This is a genomic window from Phyllobacterium sp. CL33Tsu (assembly GCF_900113985.1).
In the GTDB taxonomy this organism is placed as follows: domain Bacteria; phylum Pseudomonadota; class Alphaproteobacteria; order Rhizobiales; family Rhizobiaceae; genus Phyllobacterium; species Phyllobacterium pellucidum.
Genome location: NZ_FORJ01000001.1, coordinates 1664843 through 1681567, shown reverse-complemented (window position 1 = coordinate 1681567; position 16725 = coordinate 1664843). Strand labels below are relative to the sequence as shown.

15 protein-coding genes are annotated in these 16725 nt (G+C 59.5%); 3 read left to right on the top strand and 12 right to left on the bottom strand.

Annotation, left to right across the window (positions count from 1 at the left end; genetic code table 11):
* Positions 1-93: 93 nt before the first annotated feature.
* The 9 genes from BM074_RS08180 to BM074_RS08140 form a co-directional block, all read right to left on the bottom strand.
* Positions 94-1209 carry a branched-chain amino acid ABC transporter substrate-binding protein gene (locus BM074_RS08180; RefSeq protein ID WP_027231140.1) on the bottom strand — a complete coding sequence of 372 codons (1116 nt, stop codon included), beginning with the start codon at positions 1207-1209 and terminating at the stop codon, positions 94-96.
* Positions 1210-1336: 127 nt separating this feature from the next.
* A complete protein-coding gene (locus BM074_RS08175) occupies positions 1337-1690 on the bottom strand; it encodes a DUF6867 family protein (RefSeq protein WP_027231139.1) in 354 nt (117 codons plus the stop codon).
* A 46-nt stretch (positions 1691-1736) separates the two neighbouring features.
* Positions 1737-2468: an ABC transporter ATP-binding protein gene (locus tag BM074_RS08170; protein ID WP_027231138.1), complete on the bottom strand. Its 732-nt coding sequence runs from the start codon at positions 2466-2468 to the stop codon at positions 1737-1739.
* Complete coding sequence (locus tag BM074_RS08165; RefSeq protein ID WP_091920998.1) at positions 2468-3880, bottom strand: ATP-binding cassette domain-containing protein; 1413 nt, start codon at positions 3878-3880, stop codon at positions 2468-2470. Before BM074_RS08165 ends, BM074_RS08170 begins: the two co-directional genes overlap by 1 nt.
* Positions 3880-5274 carry a high-affinity branched-chain amino acid ABC transporter permease LivM gene (gene livM, locus BM074_RS08160; protein WP_091920996.1) on the bottom strand — a complete coding sequence of 465 codons (1395 nt, stop codon included), beginning with the start codon at positions 5272-5274 and terminating at the stop codon, positions 3880-3882. The genes BM074_RS08165 and livM overlap by 1 nt, the downstream gene beginning before the upstream one ends.
* 4 nt (positions 5275-5278) lie before the next feature.
* Positions 5279-6187, bottom strand: coding sequence for a branched-chain amino acid ABC transporter permease (locus tag BM074_RS08155; RefSeq protein ID WP_027231135.1), 909 nt, complete (start codon positions 6185-6187; stop codon positions 5279-5281).
* A gap of 268 nt (positions 6188-6455) precedes the next feature.
* Positions 6456-7457, bottom strand: a complete 1002-nt coding sequence (locus BM074_RS08150) for a 4-hydroxyproline epimerase (RefSeq protein WP_091920994.1) — start codon at positions 7455-7457, stop codon at positions 6456-6458.
* A gap of 8 nt (positions 7458-7465) precedes the next feature.
* Positions 7466-8713, bottom strand: a complete 1248-nt coding sequence (locus BM074_RS08145) for an NAD(P)/FAD-dependent oxidoreductase (protein WP_091920992.1) — start codon at positions 8711-8713, stop codon at positions 7466-7468.
* 15 nt (positions 8714-8728) lie between these two features.
* A complete protein-coding gene (locus tag BM074_RS08140; RefSeq protein ID WP_091920990.1) occupies positions 8729-9622 on the bottom strand; it encodes a dihydrodipicolinate synthase family protein in 894 nt (297 codons plus the stop codon).
* A gap of 81 nt (positions 9623-9703) precedes the next feature.
* On the opposite strand from BM074_RS08140, the gene BM074_RS08135 reads away from it, so the two are divergent.
* Positions 9704-10357: a GntR family transcriptional regulator gene (locus BM074_RS08135; RefSeq protein WP_027231131.1), complete on the top strand. Its 654-nt coding sequence runs from the start codon at positions 9704-9706 to the stop codon at positions 10355-10357.
* Positions 10358-10432: 75 nt separating this feature from the next.
* On the opposite strand, the gene BM074_RS08130 is transcribed toward BM074_RS08135, so the two are convergent.
* A complete protein-coding gene (locus tag BM074_RS08130; protein WP_027231130.1) occupies positions 10433-11929 on the bottom strand; it encodes a CoA-acylating methylmalonate-semialdehyde dehydrogenase in 1497 nt (498 codons plus the stop codon).
* A 134-nt stretch (positions 11930-12063) separates the two neighbouring features.
* Here BM074_RS08130 and BM074_RS08125 point away from each other — a divergent pair, with 134 nt between their 5' ends.
* Together BM074_RS08125 and BM074_RS08120 are read left to right on the top strand one after the other, a co-directional pair.
* A complete protein-coding gene (locus BM074_RS08125; RefSeq protein ID WP_091920988.1) occupies positions 12064-12945 on the top strand; it encodes a LysR family transcriptional regulator in 882 nt (293 codons plus the stop codon).
* Positions 12946-13063: 118 nt separating this feature from the next.
* A complete protein-coding gene (locus BM074_RS08120; RefSeq protein ID WP_091920986.1) occupies positions 13064-13450 on the top strand; it encodes a DUF3011 domain-containing protein in 387 nt (128 codons plus the stop codon).
* Positions 13451-13453: 3 nt separating this feature from the next.
* On the opposite strand, the gene BM074_RS08115 is transcribed toward BM074_RS08120, so the two are convergent.
* Both BM074_RS08115 and macA read right to left on the bottom strand, forming a co-directional pair.
* Positions 13454-15397, bottom strand: a complete 1944-nt coding sequence (locus BM074_RS08115; protein WP_027231128.1) for a MacB family efflux pump subunit — start codon at positions 15395-15397, stop codon at positions 13454-13456.
* 8 nt (positions 15398-15405) lie between these two features.
* The gene (gene macA, locus BM074_RS08110; protein WP_027231127.1) at positions 15406-16701 is read right to left on the bottom strand and encodes a macrolide transporter subunit MacA; all 1296 of its coding nucleotides are present in this window, start codon (positions 16699-16701) and stop codon (positions 15406-15408) included.
* Positions 16702-16725: the final 24 nt, after the last annotated feature.

The following is a 16725-nucleotide window of genomic DNA, read 5'->3' as shown; positions in this document are numbered from 1 at the left end:
ACAACGCATATTGACCATAAGAAATCGAAATGTCCAACAGCAAAATGCCCGGCGCAAGGCCGGGCATCCGCTTAGGCAATCATGCAAGAAGGCTTACTGCTGGAAGTAGCTGTACTTGCCATCTTCGCCCTTCTTCCACTCGTACATGACGTAGCCTGGAAGCTTTGGGTCACCCTTTTCGTCAAAGGCAATGTCGCCGAGAACGGTCTTGAACGGACCCTTTTCCTTCATCACCTTGGCAACGGCTTCAGGATCGTTCGATCCGGCAGCCTTCGCTGCGTCGGCGATGACCTGAGCTGCAGCGTAGGAATAGAGGGTGTAAGCTTCCGGTTCGAAGCCCTGCTTACGGAATTTCTCGACGAGTTCCTTGTTGGCAGGGTTCTTGCTCGGATCGGGACCGAACGTGTTCAGCGTGCCTGCAACTGCGTCGCCAGCGATCGAAGCGAGTTCGTTCGAAACGATACCGTCACCGGAGATGAACTGAACCTTGAGGCCCTGGTCTGCGAGCTGGCGCATGATCAGGCCGGCTTCGGTGTGAAGACCACCCCAGTAAAGAACGGTTACGCCCGATTCCTTTGCCTTGGCGATCAGCGCGGAGAAGTCCTTGTCGCCGACGTTGACGCCTTCGTACATGGCTTCCTTGACGCCCTTGGCATTCAAGGTCTTCTTGGTTTCGTCAGCAAGACCCTGGCCATATGGCGTCTTGTCGTGCACGACGGCAACCTTGGCGTCCTTGAACTTCTCGGCAATGAAGGTGCCGGCTACCACGCCCTGCTGGTCGTCGCGACCGCAAGTACGGAAGGTGTTCCAGAGGCCGCGCTCGGTGAAGACCGGATTGGTCGCGGCAGGCGTGATCTCGAGGATGCCGTTTTCAGCATAGACTTCAGATGCGGGGATCGAAACGCCCGAATTGAAGTGGCCGATAACGAACTTTACGCCGTCAGCAACGAACTTGTTGGCAACCGAAATGCCCTGCTTCGGATCGGAAACGTCGTCACCGAGCGAAAGCTTGACCTGTTCGCCGTTGATGCCGCCCGCAGCATTGATCTCGGCAATGGCAGCCTCAGCGCCCTTCTGCAGCTGAGCGCCGAATGCAGCGTTCGGGCCGGTCAACGGACCGCCGACGCCGATCAACAGATCAGCATAGGCATGACCGCTCAAAGCGAGCATTGCAGCGAGTGCAACGCCCGAGAACAGTGATTTCTTCATTTGAAAACTCCCATTTTCTAAGTATTTACTTAACCCCTCGCGATGACCCGTTTTCATCGCTTGAAGCGCACATTTGCCGATTTCCCGGCGGTTGTCACGCTGATTCATTTCGCATCAGCGAGATTGGTTAGGCTCCCGTTTTTTCCTTCCATGAAAATGGAGAAACTTTTTCGTAGAGCCAGAAATATTGACCGATCATTTGGTTGGTACGGGTGTAGCGATAGCCCAACGTCCCGAAGATGATCAGGACAATTGTATCGACCACATAATAATGCAGCGTCAGCATCGTGCCGCCGAACAGGGCGAAGTGGATGAACCTGACGGCAATGCCGAGCAGCAGCATGTAGAAGACGAGGAAGGCAATCGGACGCCAGGTCTTGGCGCAGGCGCGTCCCGCCATCCACGCCGCCCAGCCCCCCATCACACAGGTGACGAGCAGGAACAGAAAGATGGACGGTTCTTCGTAAAGTATGCCTTGCATGGCATTATTCTCCTTGGGCCTCGCCGTCGGTGGAAGCCCTACTTGTTCAGTGACGACCGCCTTCGAGATAGGCGGCACGCACTTCCGGATTGGCAAGAAGGTCGGCGCTCGAACCGCTCATCGTTACGATGCCGTTGACCATCACATAGCCACGGTCCGCGAGCTTCAAGGCGCCGAACGCATTCTGTTCGACCAGGAACACGGTCAGGCCCGTATTCTTGTTCAGTTCCTTGATGGCTTCGAAAATGTGTTTGATGATCAACGGCGCGAGACCGAGCGATGGCTCATCGAGCAGAAGCAACCGGGGACGCGCCATCAGCGCGCGGCCGATCGCCAGCATTTGCTGTTCGCCGCCGGAAAGTGTACCGCCGCGCTGGTTGATGCGCTCCTTGAGACGCGGGAACAGGTCGAAGACCATGCGCGAGTCTTCGTCGAAAAATTTGAGATTATCGAGGCTCGCGCCCATTTGCAGGTTTTCCTGCACGGTCATGCGCGGAAAGATGCGGCGTCCTTCCGGCGATTGCGCAATGCGCAGGCGCGCGATCTCATGTGTCGGCAACTGTGTTATGTCCGTGCCGTCAAAGACGATCCGGCCGGTGCGGGCACGCGGCATGCCGAAAATCGTCATCATCAGCGTTGATTTGCCTGCGCCATTGGCGCCGATCAGCGTGACAATCTCACCGGGATTGGCATGAACGGTTACACCGCTCAGCGCACGGATATTGCCGTAATAGGTCTCGACATTCTCGATGCTGAGAAGGGCCTGGTTCTGCGACATTACTTAGCCCCTCCGGTCTTCTTGGGCGCCGGTTTAGCCTGGCTTTCCTTTGCCAGTGTCTTGGCCTGACCGATCCAGTCTTCACGGGCAATCCGCCCGTCGAAAGCGAGATAGGCTTCGGCGGCAATGATATCGGCTTTCTTCCATGCGGCAATCTGATCGAAATGGAAGATGCCGTGTTCGTTGAGCTTGCGCTCGTTGACCGGGCCGATGCCCTTGATCAGGATCAACTTGTCGGCCTTACCGCCGCGCGGTTCGGCCAGTGCATTGGCTGTCGCCCCTGCCTTGATGCCAGCGGCTTTCGCCGGCGACGCCGGTTTTGGCGCCGTAGTCTTCGGCGACTCCGGTTTAGGAGCCGCAGCCTTCGGTGAGGCCGGTTTAGGCGCCGCAGTCTTCGCTGACGCCTTGCGGACGGCGGCAGCCTTTGCCGGTGCCGTCTCAAGCAGCGTGTTGGCCGGGATGAGTTCTACCGGCTGAGCATCGGGGTGGGTCTCGACGATCTCGTGCAGCGCTTCGGAGGAGAGTAAATCGACGGCGGCTGTGATGTCGTCGACGCCCGCCTCTTCCGCCTTCTCGATCAGTTCGACCACTTCCTCGTCTTCGACGCCGAGATAGGCGGCGATGACCTTCGGATCATTCTTGACGGTCTCCGGCGTGCCATCGGAAATCTTGGTACCGTATTCGAGAACGACAACATGGTCGGAAATTTCCATCACCACGGACATGTCGTGCTCGATAAGCAGGATCGACGTTCCCGTATCGGCGCGAATATCGAGGAGCAACTTGTTGAGTTCCGCCGATTCACGCGCATTCAGGCCCGCTGCTGGCTCGTCGAGGCAAAGAAGCTCCGGCCCGGTGCACATGGCACGGGCAATCTCGAGGCGGCGCTGCGCCCCGTAGGGCAGATCACCGGCAGGATCGTCCGCCCGGCTGACGAGATTGATCTTCTCCAGCCAGTAACGTGCCTTCTCGATCGCTTCCGCCGCCGCCTTTTTGTAGGTCGGAAAGCCGAGGAGGCCAAGGACAGTGAAGCCCGAGGAAAGCATCAGCGGATTGTGCTGCGCAACCAGGAGGTTTTCGAGCACCGTCAGGCCCGAGAACAGGCGGATGTTCTGGAACGTCCTGGCCACCTTTGCCCGCTTGGTGATGACATGATCGGCCATGCGTTCGAGAAGATACTCCTCGCCGTTCTGGCGCGTCAGCGTCAACATGCCTTCGGTCGGCTTGTAGAAGCCGGTGATGCAGTTGAACACCGTCGTCTTGCCGGCACCATTGGGGCCGATGAGGGCCGTGATCGCACCGCGCTTGGCTTCGAAGTTGAGATCGTTGATGGCGATAAGGCCACCGAATTTCATTGAGAGACGTTCAACACGCAGGATTGCGCTGGTATTTTTCTGCACTTCCGAAACCATCAGCCGTGCCCTTCTTTCGTAAACTCGCCCGATATCATCTTGCGTTCATGCAAGAAGGCACTTGGTTCTCGACTGCCGGCAAAGCCGCGCGGCTTCCACACCATGACGACGATCATGGCGAGGCCGAACAACAACATGCGGTAGAGTTCCGGGGTAAAGTCGGGGCCGAAGATAAGCTTGAGGAATTCAAGTTCGCGCAACAATTCTGTGCCGCCGATCATGACAGCCGCAGCGATTGCGATACCAACCAGCGATCCCATGCCGCCGAGAACGACCATCGCCAGGATGATTGCCGATTCGAGGAAGACGAAGGATTCCGGGCTGACGAAACCTTGGCGTGCCGCGAAGAACGAGCCCGCAAAACCGCCGAACATCGCGCCGGTGGCAAATGCCGTAAGCTTGGTCGTCGTGGTGTTGATGCCGAGCGAGCGGCACGCGATCTCGTCTTCGCGCAGGGCTTCCCAGGCGCGGCCAACAGGCATCCGGCGCAGGCGGATCGTCACCCAGGCGGTCAGCAACGCCAGGCATAGGATGAGATAATAGAGGAAGATCTTGTAGTAGACGCCGGAGTTTGGCAGGCCGAACATCGCAGCGAAACCTGTCGGACCCGGGGTGAACGGGATGCCGAACAATGTCGCCTTGGCGATGCCGGAGATACCGAACGTTCCCTTCGTGACAGCTGTCCAGTTGATAAGGACGAGACGGATGATCTCACCGAAGGCAAGCGTTACGATGGCAAGATAGTCGCCGCGCAGGCGCAGCACCGGGAAGCCAAGGATAATGCCCCAGGTCGCGGCGAAAATGCCGGCCATCGGCAAAAGCAGCCAGAATGACAGGCCGAAATGGGCCGAGAGCAGCGCGTAGGAATAAGCACCGACGGCGTAGAATGCGACGTAACCGAGATCGAGCAGTCCGGCGAGGCCGACCACGATATTCAGTCCCCACGCCAGCATGACGTAGATAAGGATCTGGATACCGAAATTATCGACATATTTGAGCGAGGCCTGCAGGCCTCCCATCATCGATCCCTGATAGGCACTGAGTATCAGGACCACGAGGGCGGGATAGAGGAAGAGCAGGCCAAGACCGATCTTCGGGAAAGACTTCCTGAATGCGGACGGCTCCCTCGCCTCGGCGACCTTGTGCAACTTCTTGCGCTCGGCGCGCATGGGCGCAGTGTATGTAACGAGGAACCGACCCACCGCCGCGACGAGGACAAAGATCGCCAAAAGCCCCCAGCGCTGGGTCAGGATGAGTTCGTTGCGAATGTTCTGCTCGGTGCGGAAACCGACAATCAGGCAGAATAGCCCGAGTGCGATTGCACCTGAGATAATCCCTTCCTTCAGGGCTTTCGCGAAAACGGAGTCCCGTTCTGTATTCTGGACATCGGCCATGAGCTTATACCTTCTCGACTTCGGGCCGACCCAGGATACCGGATGGCAGGAAGATCAGCACGATCGCCAGGATCGAGAAAGCCGCGACATCCTTGTAATCGATGGAGAAATAGGCGGACCAGAGCGCTTCGATGAGGCCGATGAGCAATCCACCCACCACAGCGCCGGGGAGCGATCCAATGCCGCCGAGAACGGCAGCGGTAAAGGCCTTTACGCCTGGCACGAAGCCATCGGTGAAGGAAATGACCCCGTAGAACATGAGATAGAGCGTTCCGGCGACGGCGGCGAGCATTGCGCCCATGACGAAGGTCATGGAGATCGTCTTGTCGACGTCGATGCCCAGCAGCGCCGCCATCTTGCGGTCCTGCTCGCAGGATCGCTGGGCACGCCCCAGCGTCGTCTTGTTGACAAGGTACCAGAAGGCGGCAAGCAAAATCGCCGTGACGATGATGATCACCATCTGCTTGTAGGCGATGGTGATATTGGTGCCGTAAATGGTGATACCGCCATTGACCAGCGGCGGGATCGGCTTGTTGCGCGGACCCTGCGTTACCTGCACGAAATTCGACAGCGCGATCGACATGCCGATCGCCGTAATCAACGGCGCGAGGCGGAACGATCCGCGCAGCGGCCTATAAGCCAGGCGCTCGATCGTCCAGCTCCACAACCCCGTCAGCAGCATGGCGACGAGCATCATCAGGAGCAGCGCCAGCACGACCGGCACGCCGCCAATGAAAGTGGTTAAAGCTAGAAAAACGATCATCGCCATGAAGGCGCCAAGCATGAAAATATCGCCATGGGCGAAGTTGATCATGCCGATGATCCCGTAGACCATCGTATAACCGATTGCGATCAGGCCATAGATTGAACCAAGCGTCAGACCATTGATCGATTGCTGGATGAAGTACTCCATCGCAACGATACCCCTCATTTTTTATTGGGAATTTTCTTATCCGGTTTTTTTATCCGGTTCCCGTTTACCCCAATATGCTACACCTAGCGTGTGCGCTAAAGAAAGCAACAGCTTTTTTAGCCTACGCCATATCTTTACATTTGCTGGCACAGTTTCGGCGGGATTATACACCAAAATTGGACGGTTCCTCAGGGAATGCTGCTACCAATAGTTGAAAAACCGCTGTTTCGTCCGGCACCGCCTTAATTGGCCACCTTTCCCTACACGCTCATTTGACGACAAACCCGTGGGCGAAGGGATCGCGATCGTCGATGAAGATGGTGTTGTAACCGGTCATGCGAGCCCAGCCGGCGATGGACGGAATGATGGCCGGCTGGCCGGCGACCGTCACAGCCTTTTCGACTCGGCCGTGGAACAGCGAACCGATGATCGATTCGTGCACGAAATCATCGCCGGGCTTCAACTTGCCCTTAGCAGCAAGCTGTGCCATGCGCGCCGATGTGCCCGTACCGCAAGGGGAACGGTCGATCGCCTTGTCGCCGTAAAAAACGGCGTTGCGTGCGTGCGCTTCCGTCCGCGTGGGCGCGCCTGTCCACAATATATGGCTCAGCACATTGATCTCGGGCTTTTCCGGATGCTCGAATTTGTAACGCTCATTGAGGCGCTGGCGCAGCACCGGGCTCCACCCGATGAGATCAAGCGCCCGGTAGTCGGCGAGATCGCGGAAGTTCTCCTGCGGATCGACGATGGCGTAGAAATTGCCCCCATAGGCAACGTCGACCGTGAGAACACCAAGGTCCGGACACTCGAACTCCAGGCCCTCGGCGTAGAGGAAAGCCGGTACATTGGTGAGGCGCACGCTCGTAACGTATTGCCCCTCCTGCGTGTATTCCGCAACGACGAGGCCGGCGGGCGTATCGAGGTTGAGACGCCCCGGTGTACGTGGATTGATAAGACCATGTTCGATCGCCATCGTGACGGTACCGATCGTCCCATGGCCGCACATGGGAAGACAGCCCGAGGTTTCGATGAACAGCACCGCGACGTCGCAATCTTCGCGCGTCGGCGGATAGAGGATCGAGCCCGACATCATGTCGTGGCCGCGCGGCTCGAACATCAGGCCGGTCCGGATCCAGTCGTATTCGGCGAGGAAATGCGCGCGCTTTTCCATCATCGTAGCGCCGACCAGATTGGGACCGCCGCCAGCGACAAGGCGGACCGGATTGCCGCAGGTATGACCATCGACACAGAAGAAGGAATGACGCGCCATGATGCTCCTCAAAAGCGTTGCGGATGGAATGCTTCGATCGCGATCGACGGCGTGCGACCGTCGATCAACTCGCTGATCAGGCGCCCTGTCGCCGCGGCCTGGGTCAGCCCAAGATGGCCGTGACCGAATGCGTAGAGTACATTTTTGCTCGCCCTTGCATAGCCGATAACGGGCAGCGAATCCGGCAGCGACGGACGATAGCCCATCCACTGCCTCCCGCCCGCGGTCTCAAGGCCGGGCATGAATAATTTGGCCTTGGTCAGCATCGCCTCGGAGCGAGCGTAGTTGGGCGGCAGGTCAAGGCCGCCAAGTTCGACGGCTCCGCCGATACGCAGGCCGGTTTCGAGGGGCGTGACGACGAAGCCGTGACCGGAAAATATCAACTGCCGCTTCAGCGTAAAGGCGTCTTTGGGCAAAGTCGTATTGTAGCCGCGCTCGGTTTCAAGCGGTATCGCGTCGCCGAGCTGTTTCGCGAGCCGGTGCGACCATGCCCCGCCCGCAACGACGAGCTTTCCAGTATTGATCGTCTCACCGTTGGCAAGTCCGATCGCCACACCTTCCGCGGTGCTCGTAACGGTCACTACCTCCGCCTGCCTGTAACGTGCGCCAAGGCGTTCGGCGTAAGCCCACAGCCCCTTTCCGACATGGAGCGGATCGCTGACGGTCTTCCACCCGGGAACGAACGTCCCCGCCACGAAACGCCGCGCCAGTCCGGGCTGGCATTCTGCGAGGTCGTCACCGCGCAGATGCTCGAAGGCGATCCCTGCCTTCTTGCGGGCGGTCCAACCGGGCAGAGCGCTGTTGAGCTCTTCTTCGCTCTCGTAAAGTTCGAGCGATCCGTCCTCGCGCACCATATGGCGAATGCCGGCTCGCTCCATCAACCCAAGCATTTCAGGCTCGGCAAGCCGCATCATGGCGCCTTGCGCCTCGATCGTATGGAATTGCGCTGCTGGCCGGCTGGCGCGCCAGAAGCGATAGAGCCAGGGGGCCAATTTGGGAAGGTAACCCGGCTGGATCGTGAATGGGCCGAGCGGATCTCTCAGCCAGCGCGGCACCTTGGCGAGAACGCCTTTCGATGCCATGGGCAATATGTCCGAAAAGGCGAGAGCCCCGGCATTGCCGGAGCTTGTACCCTCGCAAATGCCTTGCCTGTCGATGACGAGAACCTTGTGGCCGCCTTCCGACAATATGGCAGCGACAGCAGTGCCGACAATGCCGGCACCGATGATGACGATGTCGTCCTTGCGCCCATCCATCGTATGCCGGGAGACTTAGAGGACCGGCAAGGTTGGGCGCGATGCGATCGCGTTCCTGACGATCTGTTCCACCGCTTCACGCCGTGCACCGCGCAGCGGCTGGCGTGGGAGACGAACCCTGTCATTGGTGCCGATCTCGAGCACTTCCGCGAGCTTGATGTTCTGGACGAGATAGGTCGAGACATCGAGATCGAGAAGCGGCCGGAACCAGCGATAGATGCGCAGCGCTTCTTCATAGCGACCGGCCTGGACGAGCTTGTAGATTGCGACCGTTTCCTTCGGGAACGCGGTGACGAGACCGGCCACCCAGCCGATGGCGCCGGCGGTCAGCGCTTCGAAGGCGAGATTGTCGACGCCGGTGAAAAGATCGAAGCGGGTGCCGAACGTATTGATGATGTCGGTCGTGCGGCGGACGTCGTCGGACGATTCCTTGATGGCTACGAAGAGATCATCCGATGCCAGCTCGCCGAGGATTTCATTGGTGACATCGACGCGATAGGCGATACGGTTTGAATAGATCATTACCGGGAGTTCGCCGGCCGCGGCAACGGCCTTCAAAGTTGTGACGGTTTCTTCCGGGTCGGTGTGATAGATCGGGCTCGGCACGAGCATGAGACCATTGGCACCGGCACGTGCTGCGCGCTTTGCAAGCGCCGCGCCTTCGCGGGTCGCTGCCTCATTGATCGTCAGTAGCACAGGCTTGCCGTTTGCTACGCGTTTTGCTGTCTCAAGAACTTCGAGCTTTTCGTCATGGCTGAGCATCGGCCCCTCGCCGAGCGAGCCCGCAACGATCAGGCCATCGCATCCAGCGTCCATCAGGAGCGAGAAGCAACGTTCCATTTCCGCATGATCGAGATTATCATCCTTGGTGAATTTGCTGGTTACAGCTGGAAAAATGCCTGCCCACATATCTCTGCTCCTTCTTGATATATCAGAAATATATCTGTAACCTTCGTCGCTGTCAATTGGGTACTCCGAAAGATTCAATATATGCATCAAGCCGCAGTCCAGAGTTCAATTCCGACGGGAGAGAGCCTCGCCGAACTTGCATATCGCCAGATCGAGGAAATGATCGTTACGCTCAAGCTTGAGCCGGGGGCGATTATCAATGAGCGGGCCTTGACCGACATTACCGGGATGGGCCGCACACCCGTGCGCGAGGCGGTGCAGAAACTCGCCTGGGAAGGCTTGATGGAGATCCGGCCGCGCTCGGGGATCGCGATTGCCGCGCTCAATCCGCAGGATTTTCGCAAGGTCCTCGATACCCGGGAGGGCGTTGAGAGGGTCCTCGCCCGCGACGCCGCGCTCTATGGCGCCGACCTTCACCACCGGCGCCTGCAGCAAGCCTCCGATGCCATGAGCGCCGCTCAAGAAGGCAATAATGTCGGCAGCTTTCTTGCTGCGGACAAGACGTTCGACACTGTCCTTGGCCAGGCGGCGGAAAACCCGTTTGCGGCCCGGCTCGCGTCACCCCTTCAGACGCACAGCCGCAGGTTCTGGTTCCGGCTGCAGCGGCCGGGAAGCCTGCAGGAATCCGCCGGCGCCCACCGGGCATTGATCGAAGCAATCATAGATCGGGATGAGCAGCGCGCTGCCGATGAGGCCACAAGGTTGATAGACCATTTGCGCAGCATGGCGCCCTGATCTGCCAGCCCCATGAAAGCAGAAAGGGCCGCGGCATTGCTGCCACAGCCCCTGCTCAATTGCCTGACCCGGAGGTTACTTCATCGTCGGGATAACGAATTCCGCGCCATCCTTCACGCCGGATGGCCAGCGCGACGTGACCGTCTTGGTCTTGGTGTAGAAGCGGAATGCATCCGGGCCATGCTGATTGAGATCGCCGAAGCCCGAAGCCTTCCAGCCCCCGAACGTGTAGTAGGCGATCGGAACCGGGATCGGAACGTTGACGCCGACCATGCCCACCTGGACGCGAGAGGCAAAGTCGCGTGCCGCATCGCCGTCGCGGGTGAAAATGGCAACGCCATTCCCGTATTCGTGTTCGTTCGGCAGGCGCAGCGCATCCTCATAGGTTTCCGCGCGGACGATGCTGAGCACAGGGCCAAATATCTCTTCCTTGTAGATCCGCATGTCAGGGGTCACGTTGTCGAAGAGGCAGCCACCCATGTAGTAGCCGTTCTCATAGCCCTGCATCTTGAAGTCGCGGCCGTCGACGACGAGCTTGGCGCCTTCCTTGATGCCGAGATCGACATAACCCCTGATGCGTTCCAGCGCGTCCTTGGTGACGACCGGACCGTAATCGGCCGACATATCGGTCGAGGGGCCGACCTTCAGGCTTTCGACACGCGGGGCAAGACGTGCGACCAGACGATCAGCCGTATCCTTGCCAACCGGCACTGCGACGGAAATCGCCATGCAGCGCTCGCCAGCAGAACCGTAACCGGCGCCGATAAGGGCGTCGACGGTCTGGTCCATATCCGCATCGGGCATGATAATCATATGGTTCTTGGCGCCGCCGAAGCACTGGGCGCGCTTGCCGTTGGCCGTCGCCCGGGCATAGATATACTGGGCGATCGGGGTCGAGCCCACAAAGCCGATGGCCTTGACGTCCGGATCATCGAGCAGCGCATCGACGGCGCTCTTGTCGCCATTGATCACGTTGAAGATGCCTGCCGGAAGCCCGGCCTCCATGAAGAGTTCGGCAAGGCGCATCGGCACGCCCGGATCGCGCTCCGACGGCTTCAAGATGAAAGCATTGCCGGAGACGATGGCAGGAGCGGCCTTCCATAGCGGAATCATTGCCGGGAAGTTGAATGGCGTGATGCCTGCAACGACGCCGAGAGGCTGGCGCATCGAATAGACGTCGATGCCGGTACCCGCATTGTCGCTGAATTCGCCCTTGAGCATGTGAGCGGCGCCGAGGCAGACTTCGACGACCTCAAGGCCACGCTGGATATCGCCCTTGGCGTCGGGAATGGTCTTGCCGTGTTCGCGGGCGAGAAGTTCGGCGAGCGAGTCGTATTCCGCTTCGACCAGTTCAAGAAACTTGCGCATGACGCGGATACGGCGCTGCGGATTGGTGGCAGCCCATTTCGGCTGTGCAGCCTTGGCGTCTTCGACGGCGGCGCGCACCTCTGCCGGCGTTGCCAGAGCAACGCGGCCCTGCACGGTTCCGTCCATGGGCTGGAAAATCTCCGTCGAGCGTCCGCTCGTGCCGGGGACGTTCTTGCCACCGATAAAATGTCCGACTTCACGCATTGTGATCTGCCTCCCTGCAATTGTTGGATTTATTCGTGGTTCATCATCGCGCTTCAAAATATTTATTGCAAGCCAAGCAAAAGCGTATCCGTTGTGCGAAAATTGAAGTACGAACTGCGGCAGGAGAAAAGCCTATGAACTGGGACGACGTACGTATTTTCCTGGCGGTTGCACGTTCGGGGCAGATTCTAGGCGCCGCAAAGCGCCTCGGCGTCAACCACGCGACGGTCGCGCGGCGGTTGACGGCGTTCGAACACGACCTCAACACGAAGCTTCTTACCCGTCGCACTAGTGGCTGCGAACTGACCCACGCCGGCGAGGAATTCCTGCTTTCGGCTGAGCGCATGGAAGCCGAGATGCTGTCAATTCGCTCGTCGCTCGGCGATGCGGATGTCGCGATCTCGGGTTCCGTCCGGATTGGCGCTCCCGACGGCTTCGGCGTCACCTTCCTTGCGCCGCGCCTCGCCACTCTGACCGCACGCTATCCCGACCTCAAAATCCAGCTGGTTCCGGTTCCCCGCTCCTTTTCGCTGTCGCGGCGCGAGGCTGACATCGCCATAACCGTCGATCGACCTGACCAGGGCCGGCTTGTCGCGCGCAAGCTCGTGGATTACAGCCTCGGCCTCTATGCAAGCCGCACCTACCTCGACGCGCACCCTGCGCCGCGCTCGATCGACGAACTCGCGCACCACAGGCTTGTTGGCTATGTCGATGACCTCGTCATCAGCCAATCGCTGAATTACGCGCCTGAGATCAGCCGCGACTGGCGTCCTGCCTTCGAAATCTCGAGCGCGCTCGGCCAGGTCGAAGCTGTGCGCGCCGGCGCGGGCATCGGCATCTTGCATATGTTCATCGCGCGCGAGCACGCCGATCTCGTCCCGGTCCTGCCCGAGCGCACGATCCGCCGCTCCTATTGGCTCGCCTATCATGAATCGGTACGCACGCTGCGGCGCATAACCGCCGTTTCGAGTTTTATTTCCGATCTTGTCAGCAGCGAGAATGCACGGTTTTCCTGAACACTGCCTCTTTCGAAGCACCCGAGAAATGTGATCGCCGCCACTGGAACAAAAATTGCCGCGGGGTCTTCAATTGGTGCACATTCACGTTGTTTTGATTCGGTATTGGAGAGGCAAAATGTACCGATATATCCTTGCTTTCGCTGTCGCCTTTGGAGGCGCGCAATATTTCATTTCTACGCCCGCACTCGCGCAGAGCACGATCAAATGCGAATCGCGCAAGTTCAAATATAGGGAATGCGATGCCGGCATGCGCCGACCGCGCGTTGTCCGCCAGCTTTCAGGGACGCCCTGCGTTGCCGGCGACACGTGGGGTTTTGCCCGCGGCGTGATCTGGGTCGACAAGGGTTGTTCCGCTGTCTTCGCCGATTCCGGCGGCCGGCCGCCACAGCGCTATTATCGCAATCGCGACCCCTATCCGGACGACCGCTACCAGCAGCCGCGCCGCGGCTACGACGATCGGTCCTACGATCCCTATCGCGGCGATCCGCAGAGCGATTGGTAATCGCTATTCCGAACTGAGAGCGACTGCCGGCTGAAGCCTTGAAGCGTTTCGAGCCGGCAGAAAGCCGAACACCAGGCCTGTCAGGAACGAACAGGCGAAGGCGAGGGCCACCGGCCCGATCGTGAAACTGACTGGCGCGCCAAGAACCTTGGCAAGAATGCCCGTACCAAGGCCGGCGACCACGCCGATTGCACCGCCGATGGCAGAAACGACCACAGCCTCGATGATGAATTGCAGCAAGATATCGCGCTGGCGCGCACCTGTTGCCATACGCACGCCGATTTCGCGCGTCCGCTCGCTAACACTCACCAGCATGATGTTCATGACACCGATACCGCCGACAAGCAGGGATATGGCGGCGACGGCGCCGAGAAACAGCTTCAGCGTGTTCGACGTTTCGGTCACGGCCTCGCGGATCGAGGCCATATTGGTGATCTGAGTGTCCTGTTTCTTGTGACGGCGATCAAGGAGGGCCTGCAGCGCCTCCTGCGTGGTGTCGATGGCGGCGCTGTCCTTCACCTGGACCGTGATGGAGCGCACATTGCGTTGTCCGAAAATGCGCATGCTGCCTGTCGTCAGCGGCATGAGGATCGTATCGTCCTGGTCGTTGCCGCCTGGCCCCGCCCCCATCTCACTCATCACGCCAATGATCTGGAACGGAATCTTGCTGACCAGCACATATTTTCCGAGCGGATTTTCGCCGTCTGGAAACAAGGTCTTCTCCACCGTGCGGCCGATGACGGCGACCGGCGCATAGCTTTCCATGTCGTCCCTGTTGAGGAATTCGCCCTTGGCAACCTTCCAGGATTTCGCCTCGGTGAACTGGGGAACGGTGCCGTTCGCTGTGGTTTGATAGTCGACATTGCCGTAGCGTAACGTAACAGTGCTGGTCATTTCCGGAACGGCAAAGGCAACGTTCGGCACTTCGAGGATGGCGTCCGCATCGGCCGGAACGAGCGTTACGTTACTGCCGCCACTCGTGCCGCGAAAATTCGCCATGCTCGGCCGAACCACCAGCAAATCGGAACCCATGGCGGAGATACGGTCGAGCACGGAGTTCTGTGCGCCCGTACCGATTGCCAGCATCGCCACGACAGATCCGACACCGATAACGATGCCAAGCAGCGTCAGGATCGTACGGAACAGGTTGGCATGGAGCGCACGCAGCGCCATCTTGACGGCTTCGGTCACATCGGCAAGTGCCGCGACGCCTTCGACGGCTTTCTGCTTCAGACCGGAAGCGGCCTCGGGATTGCTGCGGCCCTTCTTGGTGCGATCGGAAACGACGCGCCCATCGCGCAATTCGATCAGCCGATCTGCCTGCTCGGCCACCTCACGCGAGTGGGTGATAACGATGATGGTGTGGCCGCTCTCATTCATGCTTCGCAGCAGCGCCATAACCTCTTCGCCGCTCTGGCTGTCCAGAGCGCCGGTAGGTTCGTCCGCAAGAATGATGCGCCCGCCGTTCATCAGCGCCCGGGCGATCGATACGCGTTGCTGCTGCCCGCCCGAAAGCTGGTTAGGCCGGTGATCGAGCCTGTCGCCGAGCTTCAGCGAATTGAGCAGCGCCTCGGCGCGGTCGCGCCGGTCTCGCGCATGCGCGCCGGCATAGACGGCAGGAACCTCGACATTCTCCTGGGCGCTCGCCGTCGGAATCAGATTGTAGCTCTGGAAGACGAAGCCGAAGGTGCGACGGCGCAGTCCGGCAAGCTCGTCGGGTTCGAACGCGGAGACCTGCTCGCCGTCCAGGAGATAGTCGCCGGTGGTTGGCCGGTCGAGGCAGCCCAGAATGTTCATCAGCGTCGATTTGCCCGAGCCCGATTGGCCGATGATCGCGACAAACTCGCCCGCCTCGATATCGAGCGAGATGCCGTGCAGGACCTCAACGGCGAGATCGCCATTGTAGTAGGTCTTGGTGATATCCTTGAGCGAGATCAGTGCGGTCATGTCTTTGCTCAGAACATCGGCGGCATGCGAACCGAACGCTGCGAGCGGTTGCCGCCACTATTCGGTTTCGTCGTTGATGGATCGCTTCCGGTTCCGACGACAACGCGCTCGCCTTCATTGAGACCGCTCTTGATCTCGGCATTGACGCGGTTGCGAATGCCGACTTCGACCGCGCGCGTTTCAGTGGCGCCAGCCGCCGTGACGACTGTCACCTCGCCCTTGTGCGATGCTTCGCCATTGCCGCCGCGCCGTGAGCCCGCAGGCATGGTGATTGCCGAACTCGGCACCACAAGCACATCGCGCGCGGCGGACTCAACGAAGAACACCTGGGCGCTCATCGAGATCATGAGATCGCCATCGGGATTGGGAACGTCGAACAGCGCGTAATATAGAACGACATTGTTTTCGATGTCCGGCGTAGGCTGGATCTGCCGCAGTTTGCCCGTATAGCGCTTCCCCGGCTGACCGAGCAGCGTGAAATAGGCATCCATGCCGATTTTGAGCTTGCTGACGTCTGCCTCGGAAACCTGCGCCTTGACCGTCATCGTCGAAAGATCGGCAATGGTGACGATCGTCGGCGCCGTCTGGCTCGCATTGAGCGTCTGGCCTTCCTTGACCGGCACGGCAGCTATCGTTCCGGCCATGGGAGCATAGATTTTGGTGTAGCCAAGATCGACTTCGTCGCCGGCAAGGGTCGCCTGTTGCTTGCGAATCTGCGCCTCGAGCGCATTGACGTCCGCTTCCGCGCCGGCGAGGTCGGCGACCGCCTGATCGAGCACCGATTGCGAGACGCTGCGCGTTGCGACGAGATTACGCTGGCGGTCGATGTTGGACTGCTTCAGGACAAGCTGCGCCTGCTTCGAGACGAGCTGTGCCTTCAAATTGGCAAGTTCCGCCTGGTCGATTTCAATCTTGTTGAGGATGGTGGCGGGATCGATCTCGCCTACAAGCTGGTTTTGCGTGACCTTATCGCCGATCTCGACGTGAAGGACTTTCAGCTGACCGGACACCTGCGCGCCGGCATCGACCGATTTTATCGAATCGAGCGTGCCGACTGCGGTAACAGCATTTTCGATATCGCCCCGCTCGACCGCCTGCGTGACGACGGCGGCCGTCGCAGTCGAGTTCTGGTAGCGATTCCACGTATAGGCGCCCGCTCCAACGGCAATGAGCACCACGGGGATCCAGAACCAGAAGCGGGCGCGCTTTTTCTTGCGGCTCGGTGGAACTGCGCCGGGAATGAAGGTCACATTGGATGTTTCGGGAGTCTTGTCCCGCTTGGCCGCTCTGGCTATTTCTTTCATCCGACCCGCTCCACTCTCATCCGC

What these genes read in the sequence shown, in the direction of transcription:
- BM074_RS08140 (WP_091920990.1), bottom strand. Translation starts at nt 9,622, where the DNA reads ATGTGGGCAGGCATTTTTCCAGCTGTAACCAGCAAATTCACCAAGGAT.
- BM074_RS08180 (WP_027231140.1), bottom strand. Translation starts at nt 1,209, where the DNA reads ATGAAGAAATCACTGTTCTCGGGCGTTGCACTCGCTGCAATGCTCGCT.
- macA (WP_027231127.1), bottom strand. Translation starts at nt 16,701, where the DNA reads ATGAAAGAAATAGCCAGAGCGGCCAAGCGGGACAAGACTCCCGAAACA.
- BM074_RS08165 (WP_091920998.1), bottom strand. Translation starts at nt 3,880, where the DNA reads ATGGTTTCGGAAGTGCAGAAAAATACCAGCGCAATCCTGCGTGTTGAA.
- livM (WP_091920996.1), bottom strand. Translation starts at nt 5,274, where the DNA reads ATGGCCGATGTCCAGAATACAGAACGGGACTCCGTTTTCGCGAAAGCC.
- BM074_RS08155 (WP_027231135.1), bottom strand. Translation starts at nt 6,187, where the DNA reads ATGGAGTACTTCATCCAGCAATCGATCAATGGTCTGACGCTTGGTTCA.
- BM074_RS08145 (WP_091920992.1), bottom strand. Translation starts at nt 8,713, where the DNA reads ATGGATGGGCGCAAGGACGACATCGTCATCATCGGTGCCGGCATTGTC.
- BM074_RS08125 (WP_091920988.1), top strand. Translation starts at nt 12,064, where the DNA reads ATGAACTGGGACGACGTACGTATTTTCCTGGCGGTTGCACGTTCGGGG.
- BM074_RS08135 (WP_027231131.1), top strand. Translation starts at nt 9,704, where the DNA reads ATGCATCAAGCCGCAGTCCAGAGTTCAATTCCGACGGGAGAGAGCCTC.
- BM074_RS08115 (WP_027231128.1), bottom strand. Translation starts at nt 15,397, where the DNA reads ATGACCGCACTGATCTCGCTCAAGGATATCACCAAGACCTACTACAAT.
- BM074_RS08150 (WP_091920994.1), bottom strand. Translation starts at nt 7,457, where the DNA reads ATGGCGCGTCATTCCTTCTTCTGTGTCGATGGTCATACCTGCGGCAAT.
- BM074_RS08175 (WP_027231139.1), bottom strand. Translation starts at nt 1,690, where the DNA reads ATGCAAGGCATACTTTACGAAGAACCGTCCATCTTTCTGTTCCTGCTC.
- BM074_RS08170 (WP_027231138.1), bottom strand. Translation starts at nt 2,468, where the DNA reads ATGTCGCAGAACCAGGCCCTTCTCAGCATCGAGAATGTCGAGACCTAT.
- BM074_RS08130 (WP_027231130.1), bottom strand. Translation starts at nt 11,929, where the DNA reads ATGCGTGAAGTCGGACATTTTATCGGTGGCAAGAACGTCCCCGGCACG.
- BM074_RS08120 (WP_091920986.1), top strand. Translation starts at nt 13,064, where the DNA reads ATGTACCGATATATCCTTGCTTTCGCTGTCGCCTTTGGAGGCGCGCAA.